The organism is Streptomyces sp. NPDC091416 (assembly GCF_044756845.1).
GTDB lineage: Bacteria > Actinomycetota > Actinomycetes > Streptomycetales > Streptomycetaceae > Streptomyces.
In genome coordinates this window covers 176,856-201,236 of sequence record NZ_JBIVTU010000014.1, presented here as the reverse complement: position 1 = coordinate 201,236, position 24,381 = coordinate 176,856, and the positions used below count along the sequence as shown (strand labels likewise).

Here is a 24,381-nt window from a genome sequence, read left to right as displayed (position 1 = left end):
GTCCCCAGAAGACCCGGTTCGGGAGCCGCACCAAGCGCGGGGCAGCCGGTACCACCGGCTGCCCCGCGTTGCTGCGTGTGGCCGTTTTCCAGCGCGGCCGGGGCCACGGGTGGCAATCTGCTGAGCAGTAGATACGCACAGCTACATAGCCGGAGGTGCCGTTTCCGTGCCGTCCAACGTCAATCCCACCGTCAGACGACGCCGGTTGGGTCAGGAATTGCGCCGACTGCGCGAGATCAAGGGCATGACGGCCGAGGAGGTGGCGGAGCGGCTGCTGGTGTCGCAGTCGAAAATCAGCCGCCTGGAGAACGGCCGCCGCTCCATCAGCCAGCGTGACGTACGCGACCTCTGCGGCGTGTACGAGGTCGACGACGTCCGCGTCGTCGACTCGCTCATGCAGATGGCCAAGGACTCCAGACAGCAGGGCTGGTGGCACGCCTTCGGTGACATCCCGTACAGCGTCTACATCGGCCTGGAGACCGACGCCGAGTCCCTGCGGGTGTACGAACCCCAGGTGATTCCGGGCCTGTTGCAGACGAGGCAGTACGCCGAGGCCCTGATCAACGGCGCGTTGCCGGAGGCTCCGCCGTCGGACATCGACAAGCGCGTCAGCGTCCGTTCGCGCCGCCAGGACCGGATCACCGCCCCCGAGCACCCGCTGCGGCTGTGGGCGGTCATCGACGAGTCCGCGCTGCGCCGGCTGGTCGGCGGCAGGCAGGTGATGATCGAGCAGCTGGAGCGGCTGGTGGAGCTGTCGCACCTGCCGCACGTGACCGTGCAGGTGCTGCCGTTCGACATGGGGGCGCACCCGGGCATCAACGGGCAGTACGCCATCCTGGAGTTCCCGGACGCCGCAGATTCCAGCGTCGTCTACATCGAGGGCGTCACCAGCGACCTCTACCTGGAGAAGGCGAACGACGTGCAGCGGTACAGCGTCATGTACGAGCACCTGAGGGCGCAGGCGCTGAACGTGGAGCAGACCCGGCACTTCATCGAAGGGATCGCGAAGGACTACACCCGCGAGAACACGGGGTGAACTCCGGCTGGGCGGGCGTGTAAACCAGCCAGCCCGCAAAGTCCGGTATGAGGGAAATGAAGCGGTGTTACGGGTGAGGCGACGGCACGGTACACCGTCGCCACCTCGCAGCGGAAGACTTGCATGGTACATACCATCCGGTCGAGTGAACGGCCCCTTCACTCGGGCAGCTTGGCGAGTAGCGTCGATCACGCCAACGGGAAGTCCGCTGGTGCTCACACAACTCTCTGAACCGGAGTGAACATGGCCATTCGTCAGGGTGCTACGGAAAACTGGACGAAGTCGTCGTATTCCGGGGGCAACGGCGCCTGCGTCGAAGTCAAGTCCCCTCTTGTGCAGGCGATTGCGGTACGTGACTCGAAGGCCCCCGAAGGCCCTTCGCTCACCTTCGTCCCCGGCGCCTGGAACACGTTCGTGCGTGACGTCGCCAAGGGCTCCGTCGACGCCTGACCGATGTTCTTCATACCCCGTATCGCCGCACCGGTTCCGGTGCAGCCGGCAGCCCTCTCGTCCGGTTCGCCGTCCTGGCCGAGGGGGCTCCCCGCGCGGGGAGCCCGCCCACCGCACGGCACCACCCGCCGCCCGGTTCAGCGCAGCTGATCGACGTACCGGTCCGTTCCCGGCACGGTCGGGATGAACGGCGCCACCAGCTCCACCCGCCCCAGACCCGACTCCGCCACCGTCGCGTCGAGCCCGGCGAAATGCTCCGCCCAGCACGCTCGCGGATCCTCCTGGAGGAACCAGAGCAGGGTCAGCCGGGTGTCGACGCCCTCGACCTGCTTCACATAGGTCATCCGGTCGCCCGGCAACGGCGTGGGACGGAACACCGTCACCATCGCCGCGGGCGACCCGCTCAGCCGCTTCGGCAGATGGCGGGCGCGCAGCCACTCCAGCAACTCGGCCCGCTGCTCCGGCCCGTCGGCGTCGATGACCTCCAGGACCAGCCCGCTGTAGGGATGGTCGAGGGCGTGGAAGTCCCGGGGCCCCGCGGCCCCGTCGCGGTAGACCGTCGCCTCGTGGTCCTGGAACGCCGTGAAGACATGGGTGCGGTCCTGATAGACCCGGCCGTCGCGGTTCAGCCGCTTGTTGATGCCGACGGTCCACTTCATGTGGTCGTCGTAGCGCCCGTCCGTCACCCAGTACGTGGACAGATAGCACCCGGCACCGACCGGCTGCGCGATCGCGGACTTGTCCGGGTAGCGAAGCTCCTGGAGATCCCGGGTGGCCACCCAGCGCCGGCCGGAGAACATCCAGGGCATCGCCATCGCGCCCGCGTAGTAGTGATCGTCCTCGTACCACCGGTTGTACGCGAACTCATGGCCCGGATGCGGTTCCACCATGGTGATCAGCGCGTGGCCGGGATGGACGCCGTACGGCCCCAGCGCGGCCAGTTCGGCGTACGTGTCACTCCGCGTCCCGCCGCCCCGCTCTTCCTCGGACCTCGTTCCCTCACCCATGCCGTTCCCCTTCCGTACTCCGCCGGAGGGACCTACTCTGACGCCCCGTCAGAAGAAGTTCCAGAGCCGGGAGGCGCCGATGTTGCTCGCGGGGAAGACCGTCATCGTGTCCGGGGTGGGCGCCGGGCTCGGGCATCAGATCGCGGCCACGGTCGTACGCGACGGGGGCAACGCCGTCCTCGGGGCGCGGACGGCGGCCAATCTCGCCAAGTCGGCCGCGGAGATCGATCCCGAAGGGCTGCACACCGCGCACCTGCCCACCGACATCACCGACGAGGCGCAGTGCGAGGCGCTCGCGGCGCTGGCCGTCGAGCGGTTCGGGCGGATCGACGCGGTGGTTCATGTCGCCGCCTGGGACAGCTACTTCGGCGGGGTCGAGGACGCCGATCTGGACACCTGGAAGGCGGTCGTCGACGTCAATCTGCTCGGCACCCTGAGGATGACGCGCGCCTGCCTGCCGGCCCTCAAGGAGCGCGGCGGCTCGGTCGTCGTGATCGGTACGCAGTCCGCGGTGGCGGCGCCGTCCCAGGTGCGGCAGGCGGCGTACGCGGCCTCCAAGGGCGCGCTCACCTCGGCGATGTACTCCATGGCCTGGGAGTTCGGGCCGCACCGGATCCGGGTGAACACGGTGCTGCCGGGCTGGATGTGGGGTCCGCCGGTGCAGGCCTACGTCCAGTTCACCGCGCACACCGAGGCGGTGCCCGAGTCCGAGGTGCTGGGGAGGCTCTCGGAGCGCATGGCACTGCCCGAGCTGGCGACGGACGGCGATGTGGCGGAGGCCGCGGTCTTCCTGGCCTCCGACCGGGCACGCGCGATCACCGGGCAGTCCCTGCTGGTCAACGCGGGCGAGCTGATGCGCTGACGAACGGGCGCGACGCGCGCGCCCCGCAGGGAGTTCGGCAAGGTCAGTTCTCCTCCTTCTCGGCCGCACGGGACCCGCATCCCGTGCGGTCTTTCTGTGCTCTTCGGCGCTCCTGGACGTTCACTCGGTTCTCTGCACAGCCTGACGAAGTGCCCGCTCATCGTGTGGCCGCCGTCACGTGCACGACAACGCTTTCGAGGGTCAAGAACAAGTAAAATCGTTCGGCTTGCTGATCCGTGTTCACATCTCTGACCGATGAAGACCTTGACCGAGGTACCGAACAGGCGGTTCAATCCCCGAAGTCCCCGTTCCCGCACGGGGCCACCGCTGAACGGCCGTACTGACGAAGTGCGTTCCCGTTCACAAGGCGGACCCCAGGAGGGGGCACATGAACAGTCTCGACTGGGTCGTGCTCATCGGCTACTTCGGCGTGATGATCGCGATCGGACTCTGGTCCCACAAGCGTGTCGACAACGTCAGCGACTTCTTCACGGCCGGCGGCAAGATGCCGTGGTGGCTTTCCGGCATCTCGCACCACATGTCCGGCTACAGCGCCGTGATGTTCACCGGCTACGCGGGCATCGCGTACCAGTACGGCGTCACGTCCTTCGTGACGTGGTCGCTCCCCATCGCCATCGGCATCGGGATCGGCGCCAAGCTCTTCGCTCCCCGGCTCAACCGGCTGCGCTCGCGGCTGCACGTCGCCTCGCCGCTCGAATACCTGAAGAACCGCTACAACATCCAGACCCAGCAGGCGCTCGCCTGGTCCGGACTGCTGCTGAAGATCGTGGACGTCGGCGCCAAGTGGGCGGCCATCGCCACGCTGCTGTCCGTCTTCACGGGCATCACCCTGACCCAGGGTATCTTCATCACCGGCATCATCACGGCGGTCTACTGCACGGTCGGCGGCCTGTGGGCCGACGCGCTGACCGAGCTGGGGCAGTTCGTCATCCAGCTGTTCGCCGGTATCGCGATGCTCGTCGCCGCGATGAGCAAGCTCGACGGCATCAGCACCCTGTGGACGGTCTGGGACAAGCTGCCCGATGGCCACGCGGAGCCGACGGCCGGGCCGTACACCGTGACGTTCCTGCTGGCGTACCTGTTCATCAAGACCTTCGAGTACAACGGCGGCATGTGGAACCAGGCCCAGCGCTACATGGCCACGGACTCCGCCGCCTCCGCGACCCGCTCGGCACGGCTCTCCGCCGTCCTGTGGCTGGTCTGGCCGACGGTCCTGTTCTTCCCGATGTGGTGCGCCCCGCTGCTCGTGGACGCGCAGAAGCCGGACGCCTCGGACAGCTACGCGCTGATGACCGAGCAGCTGCTGCCGCACGGTCTGCTCGGCCTGGTGATCGTCGGCTTCTTCTCGCACACGATGGCCATGTGCTCCTCGGACGCCAACGCCATCGCCGCGGTCTTCACCCGCGACATCGCGCCGGTCTTCTCCAAGGCGGCCCGCAACTGGAGCGACCGGGCCGGCCTGATGGCCGCGCGGCTCTCCACGCTCGGCTTCCTGGGCCTGTCCATGGCACTGGCGACCCAGATCAACTCGCCGACGTTCAAGGACATCATCTCGGTCGTCATCAAGTGGGTCGCCGGCCTGATGGGCCCGATCGCGATCCCGTTCATGCTCGGTCTGCTGCGCCGGTTCCGTAAGTCCGGACCGACGGCGGCGCTGACCAGCTGGGCGGCGGGCCTGCTGGCGTTCTACTTCACCAACTACAACTTCGACGGTTCGGTGAAGACGGATGTCGCCCTGCAGTACCAGGTGGCGCTTCCGCTGGCGATCTCGCTGGTGCTCTATGTCGTCATCGGCTTCATCAAGCCGGAGGACACCCCGGAGCGCGACGCGATCATCGAGGCGATCAACTCGGACGGCGACGGCCCCGCGACCGCTGCGGCCGTGCCGGCCCAGGGCGGTCACGAGGACGTGGCAGCCGTGGAGGGTGTCAAGGGCGTGAAGGACTGACGCCTGCGGCTGTACGGGGTGCGGGGCGGGGTCACGGATGCGGCGGCTTCCGTGACCCCGCCCCGCCCCCGTTGGCCGGCTCAGCCGCGCGGGTAGCGGGCCAGCCAGCCCGGGGCCGCGGTGGCCGGGCTGTGCAGGGCGGGCCCCTGTGTCATCTCCATGGCGAAGTCGTCGGCGAGCTCCAGAAGCGTGGCGCGCCCCTCCAGCTCGGCCAGCCAGGCGGGCGGCAGCGCGGTCTCGCCGTGCAGCGCGCCGAGCAGCGCCCCGCACACGGCACCGGTGGCGGCGGACGGCCCGCCGTGGTTCACGGCCAGCCGCAGCCCGTGCCGGATGTCCTCGCCGACCAGGGCGCAGTACACGGCCACCGCGAGGACCTCCTCGGCGGAGTCCGTGGCACCCAGCGACTCGATGAGGGCGGGGCCCGGGATGCCCTGGCGCACGGTGCCGAGTGCCTGCTGGAGCGCATCGGTGACGGGTTCGTGGCCCGGCCGCTCGGCGAGCAGGGCCAGCGCGTGCTGCACGGAGCCGTCCAGCGTCTCGCCACGCGCCAGCCCGTGCACGATCACGGCGAGGGCTCCGGCGGAGAGCAGGGCCGTGGGATGTCCGTGGGTCTGGGCGGCGCACTCGACGGCCAGCTGGAACACGAGCTGCGGCTCCCAGCCGACGAGCAGCCCGAACGGGGCGGAGCGGGTGAGCGCGGCCGAGTCGTGCGCGGTGGGGTTCTTGGGCCGGTCGAGGGTCCCCATGAGGGTGTCACCGAAGCCGCCCAGGCATTCCCGGGTGGGGGCGCGGCGGCTGTAGAGCCACTCCTGCGCGGCGAGCCAGCCGTTGTCCTTGCGCCGCTCGTCGGGCCCCCAGTCGTGCTGGGTGGCGGCCCAGCGCAGATGGGCCTGGTGCACATCGGTGGGCGGGTGCCAGGCGCCGGTGTCGCGGCGGACCTGGGCGCGGATCAGCCCGTCGACGGTGAACAGGGTGAGCTGGGTGGCGGCGGTGACGCGGCCGCGGCCGCCGTGCGCGGCGACGAAGTCGGTGACGGCGTCGGCCCCGTGGGCCTCCCGGATCTCCTCCAGCGTGAGCCCGCCGACGCCCGCGCCGAGCGCGTCACCGATGGCGCCGCCGAGCAGTGCGCCGCGTACCCGGCTGCGGAAGTCCTGCTGTTCGGCACGGCCCCAGACAGCTGTGGTCGCTGAGCTCACCGTGCCCCTTCCCGTCGGTCCTTCGGCTTCGTTCCCGTGTGCGACTGTGCGGTAACTGCGCAGCACTGTAATCGAACGGGTACGGGGCCGCCGGGGGCGGAACGGTATGTACGGAGTAGCTGGTTCGGTTCAGTTTTGCGCGGCATTCTCCGGAGATTGCCGCTGCATCCGGTGCCCCCGGCTCTGCGCGATCCGCAGCAGGTCCCCCAGCGATTCCGTGGCCCGGGTGAGCGCGAACCGCACCGCCCGCTCCCCCGCCGCCCGGTCGGCCAGCACAGCCCGCGACCCGGCCCACACCTGCTCGCCGCACTCGATCTGCTCGTCCTCCATGTCATCGGCCAGCCGCGACATCAGGCTCCCGGGATCGTCGGTGCTGAGCCAGCACGGTTTGCCCTCCGGGGAGGCCCAGGGAAGGAGTCGGGGAGGAAGGTCGGCCATGACTGCTCCTGACGGCCGGCGGGCGCTGCGTCCCACCGACGGGTGACGGTGACGGATCGTGACCCGATGATGACGCGCCCGCCGTACGCTCGGACAGGAAGACACGATTGCCCGCGCGCAGGACAACGGAGGGCCGCCGATGAGCGAACTCACCCCCACCGACGAGGAGTCGGGCCGCGCCGCGCTCGGCCGTGCGCTTCGGTACTTACGCGAGAAGGCGGGCCTGTCGCTGGGCCAGCTCGCCGAGAAGACCAGTTACGACAAGAGCTACCTCTACCGCCTGGAGGTCAGCCAACGCCTCTCCAAGCTCGCGGTGATGGAGGACCTGGACCGGTTCTACGACTCCGGGGGCCTGCTGGTGCAGCTCTGGAAGGTGGCGCGCAAGGAGGTCTTCAAGGACCGGTACAAGGAGTTCATGCGGCTGGAGAACGTGGCCCGCATCATGTGGATGTACCAGCTGGCCGTTCCGGGCCTGCTCCAAACGGAGGAGTACGCACGCGAGGTGCTGTCGGCGTCCCGGACAACGGACGACAAGGCGGAGCTGATCGAGGAGCAGGTCGCCGCACGCATGAGTCGCCAGGAGCTGTTGCACCGCAATCCGGCGCCCCAGGTCCGGGTGATTCTGGATGAGGTCGCCCTCCGCCGCCCGACTGCCGATCCGAAGGTCTGGGTGGACCAGCTGGCACACCTGGCCGATGTCACCCAGCTGCCGTCCGTCGTCCTTCAAGTCCTCCCCTTCTCTGCGGGGATCCACGGACTGATGGGCAGTCATCTGTGGTTGCTGTGGGAGAGGGACGGGAGCTCCGTTGCCTACGTGGAGGGCAACGGATTCGGTGAGTTGATCGATGAGGCCGACAAGGTCGCCGACTATCGGCTGTCCTACGATCGGGTCCGAGATCGGGCGCTGTCCCCGTCGGACTCGATGGCGTTTATCAGGGGCGTCCTGGAGGAGCACAGACCATGAACCGTACGCTCGACCTCTCCGCCGCGAACTGGCGCAAGTCCAGCTACAGCGACGGCGGCGGCACCAACTGCGTCGAGGTGTCGGACACCTTCCCCGCCCTCGTCCCCGTCCGCGACAGCAAGGCCCCCACCGGGCCCGCGCTCGTCTTCGGGCCGGACGCCTGGTCCGCGTTCGTGGAGTACGCGGCCGGGCGCTGACCACCGGCCCGCCGGCTCGGCGCGTCAGTCCAGGGTCTGGGTCAGTTCGCTCCGGGTCGGGGTGTGGACGACCCGGCCGCGCGCTCCGTTGACCAGGGGCAGGTACGGCGGCACATGCCCGCACTCGACATCGGCGATGATCGGGACGTTCAACGGGCCCAGCGCGTCGAGAACGGCCTGGTGCTGGGTGAGCGAGGCGGCGTCCGGTGCCGAGGTCCGGGCGACGAGCACCGCGTTCGCCGCGTCGAAGAAGCCGGCCAGGCGCATCCCGTGAAGGTTCCTGCAAATGGTGAGGGCCTCGTCGCCGCCCGCTTCCACATAGACGAGGAGCCCCTCCGGGGCGTGGGCGCGCGCGAAGGCGGAGGCGTCGAGGTAGCCCGTTCCCGTGAGGTTGCAGAGTGTCTCGATGCAGCCCCCGATCAGGCGTCCTTCGACCTCCACGTCACCGTCGGCGTCCAGCCTGGTCCACCGGCCCGGCGTATCGAGCGTGTACTCGCTCACCTCGGGCCGGGCGCGGTAGTCGTCCCAGCCCGTGGCGCGGTGGCGGTGGGGCGGGGACTGTGTGAAGGGGTGCCCCTGTGGAGCGGCGGCGATGTCGAGCCACGACAGGAGCCCCTCGGGCGCCCGGTAGGGCGTGTCCATCAGGTTGTTGCCGTGCAGGGTCGCCACGCCGGTGAGGAGGGTGAGCGGCGTCAGGACGGTCGACATGTCGGAGAACCCGACCAGCCAGGTCGGCTCGGCGTCGCGCAGCCGGTCCCAGTCGAGCAGGGGCAGCAGGTCGATCGCCATCTCCCCGCCCCAGGGCGGCACCACCGCCCTGATGCCCGGATCCGTCAGCATGGCCATCAGCTCGTCGGCGCGGTCGGCCGCAGGAGCGCTGGCATGACCGGCGCCGTCCATGCAGTGCCCGACGACGACCTCGTACCCCCGGGCCTCCACGGTACGGACGGCCACGTCGAGGCGTGCGCGAAGGTCGTCCGGGACGCCGCTCGAAGGTGAAGTGATGCCGACGCGGTCACCGGGACGCAAGGGGTGCGGATATCGAACTGACATGCGCCGGATTCTGGCACGCCGCTGCGGCCGTGCCGAACGATTTCCGGCACGCGGGCTCGCGGGCTCCCTCCCCCGGAGCGCAGCGGAGCCCGACACCGGACCGGGTGTCGGACGGTGGCGGCGCAGCCGGATCGGCGACCCCCGCACGTGAGGCCGCCGGGGCCGGGCGGCGAAATCTCGTTGTGCCGACCGGCCGTCCGGAGCGATGATCGCGTGATGGCTTCCCCCCACCCCGACGGTCGCGCCGGCATCGACGCCGCGCTCGTCAAGCGCCTGATCGACGCCCAGTTCCCTCAGTGGAGCGGGCTTCCCGTGACACCCGTCGAGGTCGACGGCTGGGACAACCGGACCTATCGCCTCGGCGACGCGATGACGGCCCGGCTGCCCACCGCCGCCGGTTACGTCCCCGCGGTGGAGAAGGAGCACCACTGGCTGCCGCGCCTCGCCCCGACGCTGCCGGTCGCCGTGCCTCCGGTACTCGCCCTGGGGGCTCCGGGCGAGGGCTATCCGTATCCGTGGTCGGTGCGGCGCTGGCTGCGGGGCGAGACCGCCGCCCGGGCCCGATTCGACGACCTCTCAACGTTCGCGGTCCAGGTGGCCGAGTTCGTCCGCGCCCTCCAGCGCTGCGACGCGGCGGGCGGCCCGCTCGCCGGGGAGCACAGCTGGTACCGGGGCGCGTCGCCCGCCCACTACGACGAGGAGACCCGGCGCTGCCTGGCCGCGCTGGAGGACCATGTCGACACGGACCGGGCGCGCGCGGTCTGGGACGCCGCCCTGGCCGCCGAATGGCGCGGCGAACCCGTCTGGTTCCACGGCGACATCGCCTCCGGCAACCTGCTCGTCGAGGACGGCGAGCTGTCGGCCGTCATCGACTTCGGGACGTCGGGCGTGGGCGACCCGGCCTGCGACCTGGTGATCGCCTGGGGCATGTTCCACGGCGAGAGCCGGGAGGCGTTCCGTACGGCCGTCGGCCAGGACGCCGGTACCTGGGCACGGGCCCGGGGCTGGGCCCTGTGGAAGGCGCTGCTGAACCTGACCGGGTTCGTCGGCACGGATCCGGAACGGGCGGACAACGAGCGGCGCGTGATCGACGACGTGCTGGCCGAACACGACCGGTGCGGGTGACAGCGGCTCGCTCCGGATGGCGCGGAAGCGCTGTTGGACCTCGCTTCGTGCCCCGTTCACCCGGCGTTACGCCACTCCACGCGCAGGCGTTCGAACCTGCACCCATGACGCAGATGACTCGTGTCAGGGCCTCCTCCTACGCCCTGGCCGCCGCCGCCCTCCTGGCCGGCCTCGCAGTACCGGCGGCCGCGGCCGCCGCCCCGCACGCCCCCGCCGGGCACGGGCCCGCCTCCTCCCACGGGCGCATCCCGTTCACCGCGGCCACGGTGACGGCGCACGACAACGGTTCGTACACCGTGGAGTGGAAGGCCCCCGGCCTCCGTCACGTGGCCGTGCGGGCCAACGGCCGTACCGTCGCCTCCGGCGGTTCCGCCGGCAGGGTCACCGTGCGCGGGCTGCCCGCCGCCGACCGCCAGTGGTTCGATCTGGTCCCCGAGCGCGGCGCCTCGCTGCACCTCGCCGACCGGCTGATCCGGCTCCAGGGAGCCGTCAACTTCCGTGACGCGGGCGGCTACCGCACCGCGGACGGCCACTGGGTGAAGATGGGCGAGATCTACCGCTCGGACGCCCTGGACAAGCTGACGTCCGCCGATCTGGCGAAGCTGCGGCGGCTGTCCGTCACGACGGTCTTCGACCTGCGCATGGAGTCGGAGCGCGCCGCCGCCCCCGACCGGGTCCCGGCCGGTGCGACCCACGTCGTCGCGGATGTGCTGGCGGGATCTCCGACGTTCACCGCCATGCCGGCGACCGCGGCCGAGGCCGAGGCCATGATGGTCGACGGCGAGAAGTTCATGGTCAGCGGAGCCACCGCCAAGAAGGCCTACCGCACCGTGTTCTCCGGCATCGGCGACGACAGCGCCCGCGGTGTCGTCTTCCACTGCACGGCGGGCAAGGACCGCACGGGCTGGGCGAACGCCGCCCTGCTGACGGCCCTCGGGGTGCCGCGCTCCACCGTGATGGCCGACTACCTGGCCTCCAACGACTACCGTGCCGAGGCGAACGCGGCGGCCCTCGCCTCGATGCCGGCGGCGCAGGCAGCGGTGTACAAGCCGCTGCTCGATGTCCGGCCCGCGTACCTGAACTCCGGGTTCCAGGAGATCTCCGAGACGTTCGGCTCGTTCGGCGCGTACGAGAAGCAGGCACTCGGCCTGGACGCCAAGGACGTGCGCGCGCTGAAGCGGGACCTGCTGGTCGGCTGACGCCACGGAGCTCCCGCCGCCGCGCTGCCCCGTACCGGATCCCTCCAGGTGCGGGGCAGCGCCGTGCCCGCGTCGGGCCCCGCGCGCGAAACACGAAGAAATAAGACACACGGTGTCCGGTATCGCGTCCAGCATGGGGCCACCGGCCCTCATCGACGACCTGCGTGGACCGGGGCGCAACAGGCAACCACGAACCTCAAGGGGACGCATGCCCGACACCTCGGCACCGGCACCGGCACCGGCACTCCACGGAAAGATCGCCCTGGTCGCGGGGGCCACCCGCGGCGCCGGCCGCGGCATCGCCGTCCAGCTCGGCGCGGCGGGTGCGACCGTCTACGTCACCGGCCGCACCACCCGGGAGCGGCGCTCCGAGTACGACCGGCCGGAGACGATCGAGGACACCGCGGAGCTCGTCACCGCCGCCGGAGGAACCGGCATCGCGGTGCCGACCGACCACCTTGTCCCCGACGAGGTCCGCGCCCTGGCCGAGCGGATCGACGCCGAGCAGGGACGGCTGGACGTGCTCGTCAACGACATCTGGGGCGGCGAGCGGCTGTTCGCGTTCGACAAGCCGGTGTGGGAACACGACCTGGACGACGGGCTGCGGCTGCTCCGGCTGGGCGTGGAGACACACGCGATCACCAGCCACTTCCTGCTGCCGCTGCTGGTGCGCCGCCCGGGCGGGCTCGTGGTCGAGATGACCGACGGGACCGCCGCGTACAACCACGCGAACTACCGCAACTCCTACTTCTACGACCTGGTGAAGAACAGTGTCCTGCGCATGGCGTTCGTGCTGGCACACGAGCTGAAGCCGCACGGCGGCACGGCGGTGGCGCTCACCCCGGGCTGGCTGCGCTCGGAGATGATGCTCGACGCCTTCGGCGTGTCCGAGGACAACTGGCGCGACGCGCTGACCGACGTACCCCACTTCTGCATCTCGGAGAGCCCGTCGTACGTGGGGCGTGCGGTCGCCGCCCTGGCCGGGGACAACGGCCTCGCGCGCTGGACCGGCCAGTCACTGTCCAGCGGGCAGCTCGCCCAGGAGTACGGCTTCACCGACCTGGACGGCTCCCGCCCGGACTGCTGGCGCTACCTGGTCGAGGTCGACGGCGCGGGAAAGCCGGCGGACGCGACGGGGTACCGCTGAGGGTCAGGCCTCCGGGGAAGCCCGCCCCGGCCGAGGGCCTCGCTACTCCCCGGCGAAGACGTCCTCGGCCGACCGGGCAGTGGGGGCGCGCAGGAGCCAGCGGTTGAGGGTGTCGATATCGCGGCACGTGGTGATCCGTTCGCGCGCCGACGCGTCCGGCCCCAGCGGACTGCTCTGCCGCTGGGGCCCGCCGCACGGCTTCAAGCACGGCCGGCAAGCTCCGCCCCCTCGCCGACGACGCCCGTGTGCTGCGGGCCACCAAGTGCCAGCGCGGTCCGCCGGGCGAGGGGGCGGCCGCCCCGGTGTGACGAGCGCCGGGACGGCCGCCCCCAGGCCAGCTCAGCTGCCGCAGGCGCAGCCCGCCGCCGGTTCGGGCGTCGCGGTCTCGACGGTCTCGCTCCGGCTGGTGCAGCAGGCGTCGCCGCCGAGAGCGGGGATCTTGCCCAGCTGGTCGGCGTCGGCCTTGACGACGTAGACCTCCCACGGCTCCTTGCCGGGGCCGTGGACCCACACCTTGTCCTGGAGGGCGTAGCAGCAGGAGGTGTCGTTCTCCTCGAAGGTCGCGAGCCCGGCGTCCTTGAGGCGGGTGGTGGCGGCGGTGACCTCGTCGGCGGTCTCCACCTCGACACCCAAGTGGTCCAGGCGGGTCTCCTGTCCCGGCTCGCCCTCGATGAGGACGAGCTTGAGCGGCGGTGTGGTGATTGCGAAGTTTGCGTAGCCGGGGCGCCGCTTGGCGGGCTCGACGCCGAAGAGCTTGGAGTAGAAGGTGACCGACGCTTCGAGGTCGGCGACGTTGAGCGCGAGCTGGGCACGAGACATGGCGGTCTCCCCGATCAGGTTGCATTGATGCCTGTCGATTCAACCTTGCGCCTTGGATCGAATAACGTCAACATAGAAGAATGTCGAAACAAGAGCTTGTGGTGCTGGGCCAGGACGACGCCGAGGGATGCTGCCCCGCCCTGCTGACCGCCCCGCTGGACGAAGACCGGGCAGAGACTCTGGCGAAGGTGTTCAAGGCGCTGGGCGACCCGGTCCGGCTGCGGCTGCTGTCGATGATCGCCTCCCGCGCGGGCGGGGAGGTCTGTGTCTGTGACCTCACCCCAGCCTTCGACCTGTCCCAGCCGACGATCTCCCACCACCTGAAACTGCTGAAGCAGGCCGGGCTCATCGACTCCGAGCGGCGCGGGACCTGGGTGTACTACCGGCTGCTGCCGCAGATGACCGACCGCCTCGCGGCGGTCCTCACCCGTCCCGCCGGACAGCCCCTGCCTGAGACCGCGGCCGCCGGGACCGCCTCGTGAGCACCGACGCGACCACCACGGCGGCGCCCGCAGGGCCGGTCGCCCGGCGACTGTCGTTCCTGGACCGCTTCCTCGCCGTGTGGATTCTGATCGCGATGGCGGCCGGCCTCGGCCTGGGCCGCCTCGTTCCCGGCCTCGGGGACGCGCTCGCCAAGGTCACCATCACCGGCGTCTCGCTGCCCATCGCGCTCGGCCTACTCGTGATGATGTATCCGGTACTGGCCAAAGTCCGCTACGACCGACTCGACACCGTCACCCGCGACCGGCGCCTGCTCATCCCGTCCCTGGTCCTGAACTGGATCGTCGGCCCGGCCCTGATGTTCGCCCTGGCCTGGGCCTTCCTGCCGGACCTGCCCGAGTACCGCACCGGCCTGATCATCGTCGGCCTCGCCCGCTGCATCGCCATGGTCATCATCTGGAACGACCTCGCCTGCGGCGATCGCGAAGCCGCCGCCGTACTCGTCGCTCTGAACTCCGTCTTCCAGGTTCTCGCGTTCAGCCTGCTCGGCTGGTTCTACCTCTCCGCACTCCCCGGCTGGCTCGGTCTGGAGCAGACCGCGCTCGACGTGTCCGTCTGGGAGATCGCCCGCAGCGTGCTGATCTTCCTCGGTATCCCGCTGCTGGCCGGGTTCCTCACCCGCCGCCTGGGCGAGAAGACCAAGGGCCGTACCTGGTACGAGAACACGTTGATCCCCCGGATCGGCCCGTTCGCCCTGTACGGCCTGCTGTTCACGATCGTGGTGCTGTTCGCCCTCCAGGGCGACGCCATCACCTCCCAGCCGCTCGACGTCGCCCGGATCGCGCTGCCACTGCTGGCGTACTTCGCCATCATGTGGGCCGGTTCCATGGCCACTGGGCGCGCGGTCGGACTGGACTACCCGAAGGCCACGACGCTGGCATTCACCGCTGCGGGCAACAACTTCGAGCTGGCCATAGCGGTCGCCATCGCCACCTTCGGCGCCACCTCAGGCCAGGCCCTCGCCGGAGTCGTCGGCCCCCTCATCGAGGTGCCGGTCCTCATCGGCCTGGTCTACGTCGCCCTGGCCGCCCGACGCTTCTTCCCCCGGACCACCCCGGCAGCCGGACCGGTCGTCGCTCCGGAAGGTTCCGCCCGTGTCTGAGACCAAGCCGTCCGTACTGTTCGTGTGCGTCCACAACGCCGGCCGCTCCCAGATGGCCGCCGCCTTCCTCACCCACCTCTCCAAGGGCAAGGTCGAGGTCCGCTCCGCCGGGTCCGCGCCGGCCGACGCCGTGAACCCGACCGCCGTACGGGCGATGGCGGAGGTCGGCATCGACATGTCCGCCGAGACCCCGAAGGTGCTGACCATCGCCGCCGTCCAGGCGTCCGATGTGGTGATCACCATGGGCTGCGGCGACACCTGCCCCGTATTCCCCGGCAAGAAGTACCTCGACTGGAAGCTCGACGACCCGGCCGGGCAGGACCTCGACGCCGTACGAGCGATTCGCGACCAGATCGAACAGCGCATCCGCGGCCTGCTCGCCGAACACGAGAAGAGCCAGGCGTACCCCGAAGCCGTCGAGACCGCGCCGCACTCAGACTTCGCCGCCCTCCAACAGCGCGATCGCAGCCCCAAGTAGTTACCCAGTGCGGGACGCCACCTGGCGGTAGCTGTACGAGGGCGGGGCCGAGTACGGCTTCACCGACCTGGACGGCTCCCGCCCGGACTGCCGGCGCTACCTGGTCGAGGTCGACGGCGCGGGAAAGCCGGCGGACGCGACGGGGTACCGCTGAGGGTCAGGCCTCCGGGGTAGCCCGCCCCGGCCGAGGGCCTCGCTACTCCCCGGCGAAGACGTCCTCGGCCGACCGGGCAGTGGGGGCGCGCAGGAGCCAGCGGTTGAGGGTGTCGATATCGCGGCACGTGGTGATCCGTTCGCGCGCCTCGTCCGGGACGTCGATGCCCGCCTGCGCGAGGAAGAGCAGGATGCCCTGCGCGATGCCCTCGGAGCGACCTTCCGAAAGGCCTTCCGAACGGCCTTCGTCCCGGATTTCTTCGGAGATGGCGGACTTGTAGAAGGAAAGGTCCACGGCCACCAGGTTCCTCCACTGTTGTGCGGCCGGGCGATTGCCCAGGCCTGCACGGCTCCATCTCGCCGGGAGCATATGCCGATCGGAACAGCGCGGATGCGCTCCCGAAGGACACTCACTCGTCCGAGTGGCGCGATGCGAACGCGCATAGGAACAAGCCGCTTCCGGAGCCCGGGCTCCGGAAGCGGTCCGCGCCCCGTTACTGCGGCAGCACCGGCAGCAGCTCCGGCAGGTGTCCGTCCGAGGCGGCCGCGGCCGCGACCCGCTCCGCCGGGACCTCTCCGTACAGCGTCGTACGCGGCTTCGCCGGGCGGCCGGCGGCGTCGGCCACGGCGATCAGGTCCTGTACGGACTTGTACGAGCCGTAACTCGACCCGGCCATACGGGAGATCGTCTCCTCCATCAGCGTGCCGCCCAGGTCGTTCGCGCCCGAGCGGAGCATCTCCGCCGCACCCTCCGTGCCCAGCTTCACCCAGCTGGTCTGGATGTTGGTGATGTGCGGGTGGAGCAGCAGCCGGGCCATCGCGGTGACGGCGCGGTTGTCGCGGTCGGTCGGGCCGGGGCGGGCGATGCCGGCCAGGTAGACGGGGGCGTTGGTGTGGATGAAGGGCAGCGTCACGAACTCCGTGAAGCCGCCCGTCTCCTGCTGGAGGTCGGCGAGGGTGCGCAGGTGGCCCAGCCAGTGGCGGGGCTGGTCGACGTGGCCGTACATCATCGTGGACGAGGAGCGCAGGCCCACCTCGTGGGCGGTCCTGATGACCTCCAGCCACTCCGCCGTCGGCAGCTTGCCCTTGGTGAGGATCCAGCGGACCTCGTCGTCGAGGATCTCCGCCGCCGTGCCTGGAATGGAGCCGAGCCCGGCCTCCTTCGCGGCGAGGAGCCAGTCGCGGATGGACATGCCGGTGCGGGTCGCGCCGTTGACGACCTCCATCGGGGAGAAGGCGTGGACGTGCATGCCCGGCACGCGCTCCCTCACCGCCCGCGCGATGTCGAAGTACGCGGTGCCGGGCAGGTCCGGGTGGATGCCGCCCTGCATGCAGACCTCGACCGCTCCGACGTCCCAGGCCTGTGCGGCCCGGTCGGCGACCTGGTCCAGGGACAGGGTGTACGCGTCGGCGTCGGTACGCCGCTGGGCGAAGGCGCAGAAGCGGCATCCGGTGTAGCAGACGTTGGTGAAGTTGATGTTGCGCGTGACGATGTACGTGACGTCGTCGCCGACGACGTCACGGCGCAGGGTGTCCGCGATGCGGCACAGCTCGTCGAGCGCCGGGCCGTCCGCGTGCAGCAGGGTGAGCGCCTGGGCGTCGGTCAGCTTCGTCGGGTCGGCGGCGGCCTGGCTGAGCGCGCCCTTCACATCGGTGTCGATGCGGGACGGGACCATGCCGGGCACCGCCGCCTCGCGGAGCGCCTCCCAGTCCCCGTAGACCACGTCGAAGTCGTCGCGGCGGTCGCCGGTGCGGCCCTCGGTGTCGATGGTGCGGTGCAGGTCCGTGCGGCCGGAGGCGTTGAAGCCCTCGTCGGGCTCCTGCCAGGGCAGGCCGGCGGGGATCGCGCCTTCTTTGGCGAGCCCGGTCTCCGGGTCGGCCAGCGCGCGGACGTGCGGGAGGAGGCGGGGGTCGAGCCAGGGCTCGCCTCGCTGGATGAACTCCGGGTAGATGGTGAGGCGTTCGCGGAGCTCGAAGCCCACGTCGGCCGTACGCGCGGCGAGTTCGTCGATGTGCGGCCAGGGGCGCTCGGGGTTCACATGGTCCGGGGTCAGCGGGGAGACGCCGCCCCAGTCGTCGATCCCGGCGCCGACGATCAGCGCGTACTCGGCGTCGACGAGGTTCGGCGGGGCCTGGATGCGGGCGGACGGGCCGAGGATGTGGCGGGCGACGGCGATGGCGGCGGCCAGCTCCTCCAGCTCCGCGTCCGGCATGGCGCGCATCGCCGTGTCGGGCTTGGCGCGGAAGTTCTGGACGATGACCTCCTGGATGCCGTGGTAGGCACGGGCGGTCCTGCGCAGCTCGAAGAGGGAGTCGGCGCGTTCCTCGTACGACTCGCCGATGCCGATGAGGATGCCGGTGGTGAAGGGGACGTTGGAGCGCCCGGCGTCTTCGAGCACGCGCAGGCGGACGGCCGGTTCCTTGTCCGGGGAGCCGTGGTGCGGGCCACCGGGCTCGGACCACAGACGGGTCGCGGTCGTCTCCAGCATCATGCCCATGGACGGGGCGACGGGCTTGAGGCGCTGGAGGTCCGTCCAGGTCATCACGCCCGGGTTGAGGTGCGGGAGGAGCCCGGTCTCCTCCAGGACGCGGATCGCCATGGCGCGCACGTACGCGAGGGTGTCGTCGTACCCCTCGGCCTCCAGCCACTCCCGGGCCTCGGGCCAGCGGTCCTCCGGCCGGTCGCCCAGCGTGAACAGCGCCTCCTTGCAGCCCATCGCGGCACCCTCGCGGGCGATGGTGAGGACCTCGTCCGGGGAGAGGAACATGCCGTGGCCCTCGCGCCGGAGCTTGCCGGGGACGGTGACGAAGGTGCAGTAATGGCACTTGTCGCGGCAGAGGCGGGTCAGCGGGATGAAGACCTTGCGGGAGTACGTGATGACACCGGGCCGGCCCGCCGCCTCCAGACCCGCGTCCCGCACCCGGGCGGCGGAGGCGGCGAGATCCGTCAGATCGTCGCCGCGCGCCTGGAGCAGGACGGCGGCCTCGGCCACGTCGAGGGCGACCCCGTCTCTGGCACGCTTGAGGGCACGTCGCATGGAGTTGGTGGTGGGGCGTCCGCGCTGAGGATCGGTCATGACCCGAGCATACGAGCGAGTAGTCGCCCGGTGACCGGCCGGATCTCCCGCAGGTCACCCACGCCCCTGGCGCCTCGGCCGCGCAGCGGTCCCCGCCCCGTAGGCTCGGCCCGGTGATGGAAACGATCGTCTTCGACATCGGCGAGACACTCATCCGCGACGACCGCTACTGGGCGTCCTGGGCCAACTGGCTCGGCGTCCCGCCGCACACGCTGAGTGCGCTGGTCGGGGCCGCGGTCGTCCAGGGCCGGGACAGCGCCGACGCGCTGAGCATGCTGCGCCCCGACATGGACGTCACCGAGGCCTCGCAGGCCCGCGCCGCCGCCGGACGCGGCGAGCACCTGGACGAGTCGGACCTCTACCCGGACGTGCGCCCGGCGCTGGCCGAACTGCGCGCGCTGGGCGCACGGGTGGTCGTCGCGGGCAACGGGACGGTACGGGCCGGGGAACTGCTGCGGGCGCTGGACCTGCCCGCGGACCTGGTGGTCACCTCGGACGAGTGGGGCGTCGCCAAGCCGGACCCGGAGTTCTTCGCCCGGGTCCTGGAGGCGTCCGGGTCGGACCCCCGGTCGACGCTGTACGTGGGCGACCACCCGGCGGGCGACCTGTTCCCGGCCAAGTCCTCGGGGCTGCGGGCGGCGCACATCCGGCGGGGCGCGTGCGGGTACTGGTGGGCGGACCACCCGGACGTGGTGGAGACGGCCGACTTCCGCATCAACGCGCTGACGGAGCTGCCGGCCCTCCTGAGCAAGGCCCCGGACACGCCGGAACCGCCCCGCCCGCGGGCATTGCGGGCGCTGTAGCCGGACCGGGCGGTACGGGGGCGCCTGGCTCCGCTGTCGGGCCGCCGAGGAGTGCCTGCTGTCATCGGGCTCATGGCCGGCCCGTTGACCACCGGCACCCGCCGATCGGCGAAGGCGCGTGGAGCAGCCCGTCAGTGGGCTTCTGCGGCGGAGGAATCCTGTGCGCCGGTGCCTGCGGGATCGTCGCCTTCTCGGACAACACCGGTGTGCTCGGCTCCGGACTTCTGACCGGCGGCGGGCCGGCCCCGGAGTCCGTTGACCACCAGTCCGAAGGTGGCTGCGGCGATGACCGCGGCGGCGACGACGGGCAGGGCTCCGGCCTGCCAGTTGTCGAGTACCGCCCCGCCGAGCGTCGCCCCGGTGGCGATACCGAGGTTGAGTACGGTGATGCCGATCGCCCCGGAGGCGGCCTCCCGGCCGGGCGAGGCGATCCGGAGCAGGTGCATCTGGAAGACCGGTGGCAGCAGCCCGATGAGTACGCCCCAGCCCGCGATCACCACGACGGCCACGGAGAGATGGAGATCGAGCAGGAGCAGTGAGGCGGCGCTGCCGGCGAAGGCAACGCTGACCCAGGTGAGCGCCTGCCGCGGGAACCGGTCGGAGAGCGATCCGGCCCCGATGGTGCCGACCACCCCTGCCACTCCGAAGACGAACAGCAGTATGCCGCTGGTGGCGTTGTCGTAACCGCCGAACTGCTTGAGCAGCGGCGCGATGTACGTGTAGAGCAGGAAGTGGCCGGTGATGACGAGCCCTCCGGCCAGCGCGACGCCGAGTACGGTCCACAGTGCCGGGTCCCGGCCTTCCTGCCGCACGGCCGACTGGGGCGCGTCCGAGAGCGGCAGGGAACGGATGCCCAGGGCCGCCAGCGCGAGCAGCGCCGCCAATGCGCCGAAGGAGACCCGCCACCCGAGCGAGACGCCGACGGTAGCGCCGAGCGGAATGCCGACGATGCCGGCCATCGCGGGACCGGCCAGCACGACCGAGACGGCCCGGCCGGTCCGCGCCGGCGGGACGAGTGTGGCCACCGTCGGCACGAGCAGCGACCAGAAGAGGCCGTGCGCGGCGGCGGCGGTGATCCGGCTGGCGAGCGCCCACCCGTAGGACGGGGCGAGCGCGGTGCCGGTGGTCGCGAGGGCGAGCAGCAGCAGAATGAGGGTGAAGAGCCGTCGGCGCGGTACCCGTGCGGTCAGCCGGGTCAGCGGGACGCTGGCCACGGCGATCGTCAGTGCCCATGCGCCGACCAGTCCGCCGGCGGTCGCGGGTGTGATGTCCAGGCCGTCGCTGAGCTGCAGCAGCACGCTCGCGGGCAGCAGTTCGGTGGTGACGGTGGCGAAGGCCGCGCCCGAGAGAAGAAGCAGTGCTCCCCAGGGCAGCCCGGGCGTCGCTTCCGCGGAAATTTCGGTGGGTTGAGTGCTCATGGTCGGTACCGTAAAGTCTCACATTCATGTGAGAGTCAAGGAGCGGTTGATGCGGATCGGCGAGCTGTCCAAGCGCACCCGGATTCCGATCCGGATGCTGCGGTACTACGAGGAGCGGGGGCTGTTGAGGCCGGAGCGCGCACCGAGCGGCTACCGGCACTATCAGGAGGCGGACGTCGAACAGGCAACGCTGGTGAGCAGCCTGGTCAGATCAGGGCTGCCGACCAGACTGATCCTGCCGCTGCTCCGGGAAAACCAGGTGGACGGGGACGAATCAGGCGACGGAGACGACCTGATCGCACTGTTCGACGCCGAGTTCGCCCGCCTCGACAGCCAGGTCAAGTGCCTGAGCTTCAGCCGGAACGCCGTCCAGCAGCACCTGCGACGCCTCCGCACCAACCGGGCCGATCAAGAATCAACGCTCGCCTGAGCCGCCCAGCCATGCGGAGGACCGTGCCCGCATCCGCATCCCCCTGATCCCTCCCGTTCTTGACCAGTTCGGTGGTCAGCCTCCGCTGCGGCCGGCCGACCGTCCCGGCCTGCTGGACCGCGTGGCCGAGGTCCCCGCTCCGCGAGCCGTTCGCGGGATACGGCACGCTCTCGTCCACGTGCCGGCCGGAGCGGCCTCACTCCTGGCGATCAGCGAACAGGCTGCCGACACGCCGGCGCGCGCTCCACCTCCGCGCGTCCTCAGAGGTACGGCCGCTGCGCGGACTTCGCCTTCACGTACGCCTCCCGGGCGGCCCCGGTCTCCGGGGCCGTGGAGACCTCCGCGACCGGCACGTCCCACCAGGCGCCGGAGGACGGCGCGGGCACCAGCGGGTCCGTCTCGACGTGGATCACCGTGCAGCGGTCAAAGGCGCGGGCCTCGGTGAGTGCGCCGCGGAGTTCGGCGACCGTGGTGGCCCGCAGGACGTCCACGCCCAGGCTCGCCGCGTTGGCCGCCAGGTCGACGGGGAGCCGGTCGCCCTCCAGCGCTCCGCTGTCCGCGTCGCGGTAGCGGTACCAGGTGCCGAAGCGGGGTGCGCCGACCGCCTCGGAGAGCGCCCCGATGGACGCGTAGCCGTGGTTCTGGACCAGGACCACGACGAGCTTGATTCCTTCGGCGACGGCCGTGACCAGTTCCTGGGCCATCATCAGGTAGGAGCCGTCGCCGACCATGACGAAGACCTCGCGCTCCGGGGCGGCGAGCTTCACGCCGAGCCCGCCCGCGATCTCGTAACCCATGCAGGAGTACCCGTATTCGACGTGGTACTGCTTCGGGTCCGCCGGCCGCCAGAGCTTGTGCAGGTCGCCGGGGAGCGATCCGGCGGCGCAGATCACCACACCGTCCTCACCGGCCGCCTCGTTGACCGCGCCGACCACTTCGGACTGGGCCGGCTTCGGGGTGTGGCCCAGGTGGTACGCGGCGTCCACGGCCGCGTCCCAGTCGCGGGCCAGGGCCGCGGTCCGCGCGCGGTGCTCCGGTGGCACCTGCCAGTCCGCCAGCGCGGCGGTCAGCGCCTCCAGGGCCTCGCGGGCGTCGGCGACCATGGCCAGTCCGGCGTGCTTGACCGCGTCGAACCGGGCCACGTTGATGTTGAGGAACCGGACGCCGGGGTCGGCGAACTGGGTGTGCGAGGCGGTCGTGAAGTCGCTGTAGCGGGTACCGATGCCGATCACCAGGTCGGCGTCGCGGGCCAGCGCGTCGGCCGCCGTCGTGCCGGTGTGCCCGATGGCACCGGCCGAGGACGGGTGGCCGTGCCGGAGCGCGCCCTTGCCCGCCTGGGTCTCCGCGACCGGGATCCCGGTGGCGCGGGCGAAGGCGTCCAGCGCCTCGGTGGCGCCCGCGTAGACGACGCCGCCCCCGGCCACGACGAGCGGGCGGCGGGCGGCCCGGATCATCCGGACGGCGTCGGCCAGGGCCTGAGGCTGCGGGGCCGGCCGGTCGATGCGCCACACCCGGTGGGCGAGGAACTCCTCCGGCCAGTCGTACGCCTCCGCCTGCACGTCCTGGGGCAGCGCGAGTGTCACCGCGCCGGTGTCCACCGGGTCGGTGAGCGTGCGTACGGCCGCCAGGGCGGCGCCGATCAGCTGCTCGGGACGGGCGATCCGGTCGAAGTACCGGGAGACCGGCCGGAAGGCGTCGTTCACGGACACATCGCCGGCCCACGGTGTCTCCAGCTGCTGGAGCACCGGTTCGGCGACGCGGGTGGCGAAGGTGTCCCCGGGCAGGAGCAGCACGGGGAGCCGGTTGACGGTGGCTCCGGCGGCGGCGGTGATCATGTTGGTGGCCCCGGGGCCGACCGAGGACGTACAGGCGAACGTCGAGAGCCGGTCGGACATCCGGGCGTACGCCGCGGCGGTGTGCACCATCGCCTGCTCGTTGCGGGCCTGGTAGTACGTCAGGTCGCGGTTCTCCCACAGTGCCTGGCCCAGCCCGGCGACGTTGCCGTGCCCGAAGATGCCGAAGCAGCCGGCGAACAGGCGGCGGCTCTCCCCGTCCCGTTCGGTGTGCTGGGCGACCAGGAAGCGCACCAGCGCCTGGGCGACGGTCAGCCGGATCATGAGGTCCCTTCCGCGCGGGAGGTGGCCGGCGTGGAGCTCCAGGTCTCGCGGATCCAGGCGTGGGCCGGGTCGTCGGTGATCCGCCAGGCGCGCTCGTCGTGCGGGCCGGCCATCACGTTGAGGTAGTACATCGGGTAGCCGGGCAGGGCGGCGGACGGGCCGTGCCAGCCGTCCGGGACCAGTACGACGTCACCGGTGCGGACTTCGGCCGTCTCACCGGCGGGGCCCGGCGGGCTGCCGCCGAGCCGGTGGTGGCCGAAGCCGCCGCGGCCGATCTCGAAGTAGTAGATCTCCTCCAGCTCCGACTCCGTCGCGGTGTGCTCGTCGTGCTTGTGCGGCGGATAGCTGGACCAGTTGCCGTCCGGGGTGAGGACCTCCACCACCATCAGCCGGTCGCAGGCGAATCCGTCGGCGCTGGCCAGGTTGTGGACCCGCCGCAGACAGGAGCCCGCGCCGCGCGTCTCGACCGGGACCTCCCCGGCGGCGCCGCGGCGGAACGGCAGGTCCCGTCCGGCCGTACCGCTCGCCAGCGCGAACCGGCCGCCGCCGGGGCTGCTGATGACGGCGTCGCTGCGCCGGGGGACGTACGCGAAGTCGCTCACGCCCTCGAACACGCCGGGGCGCCCGGCCAGTTCGGCTTCCTCGGCTCCGCAGCGCACGGAGCAGGAGCCGGACAGCGGCAGCACGATGACTTCGCGTTCGTCCGTACCGAAGGACCGGGAGCCGCCGGGTTCGAGTTCCAGTACCCGCAGTCCGGTGTGCCGCATGGCGGTGTCCACGGTCCAGGGGCCGTGCGCGGTGCTGCCCGCGGGCTGATGGCCGTCCATGGCGTCCTCTCCT

Annotated in this window: 24 protein-coding genes and 1 pseudogene; 15 read left to right on the top strand and 10 right to left on the bottom strand. The window is 71.1% G+C overall.

Annotation, left to right across the window (positions count from 1 at the left end):
• Positions 1-166: 166 nt before the first annotated feature.
• Together ACIQMX_RS33760 and ACIQMX_RS33755 are read left to right on the top strand one after the other, a co-directional pair.
• Positions 167-1,036 (top strand): helix-turn-helix transcriptional regulator, encoded by an 870-nt coding sequence (locus tag ACIQMX_RS33760; protein WP_363069133.1) that lies wholly within the window; start codon positions 167-169, stop codon positions 1,034-1,036.
• 243 nt (positions 1,037-1,279) lie between these two features.
• Positions 1,280-1,486, top strand: coding sequence for a DUF397 domain-containing protein (locus ACIQMX_RS33755; RefSeq protein ID WP_363069131.1), 207 nt, complete (start codon positions 1,280-1,282; stop codon positions 1,484-1,486).
• Between the two features lie 137 nt (positions 1,487-1,623).
• On the opposite strand, the gene ACIQMX_RS33750 is transcribed toward ACIQMX_RS33755, so the two are convergent.
• Positions 1,624-2,493 carry a hypothetical protein gene (locus ACIQMX_RS33750; protein WP_363069129.1) on the bottom strand — a complete coding sequence of 290 codons (870 nt, stop codon included), beginning with the start codon at positions 2,491-2,493 and terminating at the stop codon, positions 1,624-1,626.
• 79 nt (positions 2,494-2,572) lie between these two features.
• On the opposite strand from ACIQMX_RS33750, the gene ACIQMX_RS33745 reads away from it, so the two are divergent.
• Together ACIQMX_RS33745 and ACIQMX_RS33740 are read left to right on the top strand one after the other, a co-directional pair.
• A complete protein-coding gene (locus ACIQMX_RS33745; RefSeq protein WP_402483850.1) occupies positions 2,573-3,355 on the top strand; it encodes an SDR family oxidoreductase in 783 nt (260 codons plus the stop codon).
• 388 nt (positions 3,356-3,743) lie between these two features.
• Complete coding sequence (locus ACIQMX_RS33740; RefSeq protein ID WP_363069125.1) at positions 3,744-5,324, top strand: sodium:solute symporter family protein; 1,581 nt, start codon at positions 3,744-3,746, stop codon at positions 5,322-5,324.
• Positions 5,325-5,404: 80 nt separating this feature from the next.
• On the opposite strand, the gene ACIQMX_RS33735 is transcribed toward ACIQMX_RS33740, so the two are convergent.
• The gene (locus ACIQMX_RS33735) at positions 5,405-6,520 is read right to left on the bottom strand and encodes an ADP-ribosylglycohydrolase family protein (RefSeq protein ID WP_402483848.1); all 1,116 of its coding nucleotides are present in this window, start codon (positions 6,518-6,520) and stop codon (positions 5,405-5,407) included.
• 129 nt (positions 6,521-6,649) lie between these two features.
• A complete protein-coding gene (locus tag ACIQMX_RS33730; protein ID WP_326660996.1) occupies positions 6,650-6,958 on the bottom strand; it encodes a hypothetical protein in 309 nt (102 codons plus the stop codon).
• 139 nt (positions 6,959-7,097) lie between these two features.
• Here ACIQMX_RS33730 and ACIQMX_RS33725 point away from each other — a divergent pair, with 139 nt between their 5' ends.
• Positions 7,098-7,922 carry a helix-turn-helix domain-containing protein gene (locus ACIQMX_RS33725; protein ID WP_402483847.1) on the top strand — a complete coding sequence of 275 codons (825 nt, stop codon included), beginning with the start codon at positions 7,098-7,100 and terminating at the stop codon, positions 7,920-7,922.
• Entirely contained in the window at positions 7,919-8,119 is a 201-nt protein-coding gene (locus tag ACIQMX_RS33720) for a DUF397 domain-containing protein (RefSeq protein ID WP_402483845.1), read from the top strand. The genes ACIQMX_RS33725 and ACIQMX_RS33720 overlap by 4 nt, the downstream gene beginning before the upstream one ends.
• A 24-nt stretch (positions 8,120-8,143) precedes the next feature.
• Here ACIQMX_RS33720 and ACIQMX_RS33715 read toward each other — a convergent pair whose 3' ends face one another.
• Positions 8,144-9,172 (bottom strand): S66 peptidase family protein, encoded by a 1,029-nt coding sequence (locus ACIQMX_RS33715; RefSeq protein ID WP_402483843.1) that lies wholly within the window; start codon positions 9,170-9,172, stop codon positions 8,144-8,146.
• A gap of 216 nt (positions 9,173-9,388) precedes the next feature.
• Here ACIQMX_RS33715 and ACIQMX_RS33710 point away from each other — a divergent pair, with 216 nt between their 5' ends.
• From ACIQMX_RS33710 to ACIQMX_RS33700, 3 genes are all read left to right on the top strand, one after another.
• Entirely contained in the window at positions 9,389-10,297 is a 909-nt protein-coding gene (locus ACIQMX_RS33710) for an aminoglycoside phosphotransferase family protein (RefSeq protein WP_363069117.1), read from the top strand.
• Between the two features lie 104 nt (positions 10,298-10,401).
• Positions 10,402-11,496, top strand: a complete 1,095-nt coding sequence (locus ACIQMX_RS33705; protein ID WP_402483841.1) for a tyrosine-protein phosphatase — start codon at positions 10,402-10,404, stop codon at positions 11,494-11,496.
• 208 nt (positions 11,497-11,704) lie between these two features.
• A complete protein-coding gene (locus ACIQMX_RS33700; protein WP_402483839.1) occupies positions 11,705-12,643 on the top strand; it encodes an SDR family oxidoreductase in 939 nt (312 codons plus the stop codon).
• 339 nt (positions 12,644-12,982) lie between these two features.
• Here ACIQMX_RS33700 and ACIQMX_RS33695 read toward each other — a convergent pair whose 3' ends face one another.
• On the bottom strand, positions 12,983-13,462 hold the full coding sequence (locus ACIQMX_RS33695; protein ID WP_402483837.1) for an ArsI/CadI family heavy metal resistance metalloenzyme: 480 nt from the start codon (positions 13,460-13,462) through the stop codon (positions 12,983-12,985).
• A gap of 80 nt (positions 13,463-13,542) precedes the next feature.
• Here ACIQMX_RS33695 and ACIQMX_RS33690 point away from each other — a divergent pair, with 80 nt between their 5' ends.
• The 4 genes and pseudogenes from ACIQMX_RS33690 to ACIQMX_RS33675 form a co-directional block, all read left to right on the top strand.
• Positions 13,543-13,944, top strand: a complete 402-nt coding sequence (locus ACIQMX_RS33690) for a metalloregulator ArsR/SmtB family transcription factor (protein WP_363069109.1) — start codon at positions 13,543-13,545, stop codon at positions 13,942-13,944.
• On the top strand, positions 13,941-15,065 hold the full coding sequence (gene arsB / locus ACIQMX_RS33685) for an ACR3 family arsenite efflux transporter (RefSeq protein WP_402483835.1): 1,125 nt from the start codon (positions 13,941-13,943) through the stop codon (positions 15,063-15,065). Before ACIQMX_RS33690 ends, arsB begins: the two co-directional genes overlap by 4 nt.
• Positions 15,058-15,543: an arsenate reductase ArsC gene (locus tag ACIQMX_RS33680; RefSeq protein ID WP_363069107.1), complete on the top strand. Its 486-nt coding sequence runs from the start codon at positions 15,058-15,060 to the stop codon at positions 15,541-15,543. The genes arsB and ACIQMX_RS33680 overlap by 8 nt, the downstream gene beginning before the upstream one ends.
• Before the next feature lie 49 nt (positions 15,544-15,592).
• Positions 15,593-15,697: pseudogene (locus ACIQMX_RS33675) on the top strand (dehydrogenase); the annotation flags it as partial.
• A gap of 42 nt (positions 15,698-15,739) precedes the next feature.
• Here the strand turns inward: ACIQMX_RS33675 and ACIQMX_RS33670 are convergent.
• Both ACIQMX_RS33670 and ACIQMX_RS33665 read right to left on the bottom strand, forming a co-directional pair.
• On the bottom strand, positions 15,740-15,997 hold the full coding sequence (locus ACIQMX_RS33670) for a hypothetical protein (protein ID WP_402483833.1): 258 nt from the start codon (positions 15,995-15,997) through the stop codon (positions 15,740-15,742).
• Positions 15,998-16,190: 193 nt separating this feature from the next.
• Positions 16,191-18,773: a bifunctional FO biosynthesis protein CofGH gene (locus ACIQMX_RS33665; protein WP_363069103.1), complete on the bottom strand. Its 2,583-nt coding sequence runs from the start codon at positions 18,771-18,773 to the stop codon at positions 16,191-16,193.
• Between the two features lie 116 nt (positions 18,774-18,889).
• Here ACIQMX_RS33665 and ACIQMX_RS33660 point away from each other — a divergent pair, with 116 nt between their 5' ends.
• The gene (locus ACIQMX_RS33660; RefSeq protein ID WP_402483947.1) at positions 18,890-19,576 is read left to right on the top strand and encodes an HAD family hydrolase; all 687 of its coding nucleotides are present in this window, start codon (positions 18,890-18,892) and stop codon (positions 19,574-19,576) included.
• Positions 19,577-19,707: 131 nt separating this feature from the next.
• Here the strand turns inward: ACIQMX_RS33660 and ACIQMX_RS33655 are convergent, their stop codons facing one another.
• A complete protein-coding gene (locus ACIQMX_RS33655) occupies positions 19,708-20,994 on the bottom strand; it encodes an MFS transporter (RefSeq protein ID WP_402483831.1) in 1,287 nt (428 codons plus the stop codon).
• 49 nt (positions 20,995-21,043) lie between these two features.
• Between ACIQMX_RS33655 and ACIQMX_RS33650 the strand changes: the two genes are divergently transcribed.
• Positions 21,044-21,424 (top strand): MerR family transcriptional regulator, encoded by a 381-nt coding sequence (locus ACIQMX_RS33650; protein ID WP_402483829.1) that lies wholly within the window; start codon positions 21,044-21,046, stop codon positions 21,422-21,424.
• Between the two features lie 260 nt (positions 21,425-21,684).
• Here ACIQMX_RS33650 and iolD read toward each other — a convergent pair whose 3' ends face one another.
• Positions 21,685-23,541, bottom strand: coding sequence for a 3D-(3,5/4)-trihydroxycyclohexane-1,2-dione acylhydrolase (decyclizing) (gene iolD, locus ACIQMX_RS33645; RefSeq protein WP_402483827.1), 1,857 nt, complete (start codon positions 23,539-23,541; stop codon positions 21,685-21,687).
• Positions 23,538-24,368, bottom strand: coding sequence for a 5-deoxy-glucuronate isomerase (iolB, locus tag ACIQMX_RS33640; protein ID WP_363069095.1), 831 nt, complete (start codon positions 24,366-24,368; stop codon positions 23,538-23,540). The genes iolD and iolB overlap by 4 nt, the downstream gene beginning before the upstream one ends.
• Positions 24,369-24,381: the final 13 nt, after the last annotated feature.

Excerpts from the sequence above, each read along its gene's own strand:
- ACIQMX_RS33720 (WP_402483845.1), top strand. The coding sequence starts at position 7,919 with ATGAACCGTACGCTCGACCTCTCCGCCGCGAACTGGCGCAAGTCCAGC.
- ACIQMX_RS33715 (WP_402483843.1), bottom strand. The coding sequence starts at position 9,172 with ATGTCAGTTCGATATCCGCACCCCTTGCGTCCCGGTGACCGCGTCGGC.
- ACIQMX_RS33665 (WP_363069103.1), bottom strand. The coding sequence starts at position 18,773 with ATGACCGATCCTCAGCGCGGACGCCCCACCACCAACTCCATGCGACGT.
- ACIQMX_RS33710 (WP_363069117.1), top strand. The coding sequence starts at position 9,389 with ATGGCTTCCCCCCACCCCGACGGTCGCGCCGGCATCGACGCCGCGCTC.
- ACIQMX_RS33725 (WP_402483847.1), top strand. The coding sequence starts at position 7,098 with ATGAGCGAACTCACCCCCACCGACGAGGAGTCGGGCCGCGCCGCGCTC.
- ACIQMX_RS33650 (WP_402483829.1), top strand. The coding sequence starts at position 21,044 with ATGCGGATCGGCGAGCTGTCCAAGCGCACCCGGATTCCGATCCGGATG.
- ACIQMX_RS33695 (WP_402483837.1), bottom strand. The coding sequence starts at position 13,462 with ATGTCTCGTGCCCAGCTCGCGCTCAACGTCGCCGACCTCGAAGCGTCG.
- ACIQMX_RS33750 (WP_363069129.1), bottom strand. The coding sequence starts at position 2,493 with ATGGGTGAGGGAACGAGGTCCGAGGAAGAGCGGGGCGGCGGGACGCGG.
- ACIQMX_RS33660 (WP_402483947.1), top strand. The coding sequence starts at position 18,890 with ATGGAAACGATCGTCTTCGACATCGGCGAGACACTCATCCGCGACGAC.
- ACIQMX_RS33730 (WP_326660996.1), bottom strand. The coding sequence starts at position 6,958 with ATGGCCGACCTTCCTCCCCGACTCCTTCCCTGGGCCTCCCCGGAGGGC.
- ACIQMX_RS33755 (WP_363069131.1), top strand. The coding sequence starts at position 1,280 with ATGGCCATTCGTCAGGGTGCTACGGAAAACTGGACGAAGTCGTCGTAT.
- ACIQMX_RS33690 (WP_363069109.1), top strand. The coding sequence starts at position 13,543 with ATGTCGAAACAAGAGCTTGTGGTGCTGGGCCAGGACGACGCCGAGGGA.
- ACIQMX_RS33655 (WP_402483831.1), bottom strand. The coding sequence starts at position 20,994 with ATGAGCACTCAACCCACCGAAATTTCCGCGGAAGCGACGCCCGGGCTG.
- ACIQMX_RS33700 (WP_402483839.1), top strand. The coding sequence starts at position 11,705 with ATGCCCGACACCTCGGCACCGGCACCGGCACCGGCACTCCACGGAAAG.
- iolB (WP_363069095.1), bottom strand. The coding sequence starts at position 24,368 with ATGGACGGCCATCAGCCCGCGGGCAGCACCGCGCACGGCCCCTGGACC.
- iolD (WP_402483827.1), bottom strand. The coding sequence starts at position 23,541 with ATGATCCGGCTGACCGTCGCCCAGGCGCTGGTGCGCTTCCTGGTCGCC.
- ACIQMX_RS33705 (WP_402483841.1), top strand. The coding sequence starts at position 10,402 with ATGACGCAGATGACTCGTGTCAGGGCCTCCTCCTACGCCCTGGCCGCC.
- ACIQMX_RS33740 (WP_363069125.1), top strand. The coding sequence starts at position 3,744 with ATGAACAGTCTCGACTGGGTCGTGCTCATCGGCTACTTCGGCGTGATG.
- ACIQMX_RS33745 (WP_402483850.1), top strand. The coding sequence starts at position 2,573 with ATGTTGCTCGCGGGGAAGACCGTCATCGTGTCCGGGGTGGGCGCCGGG.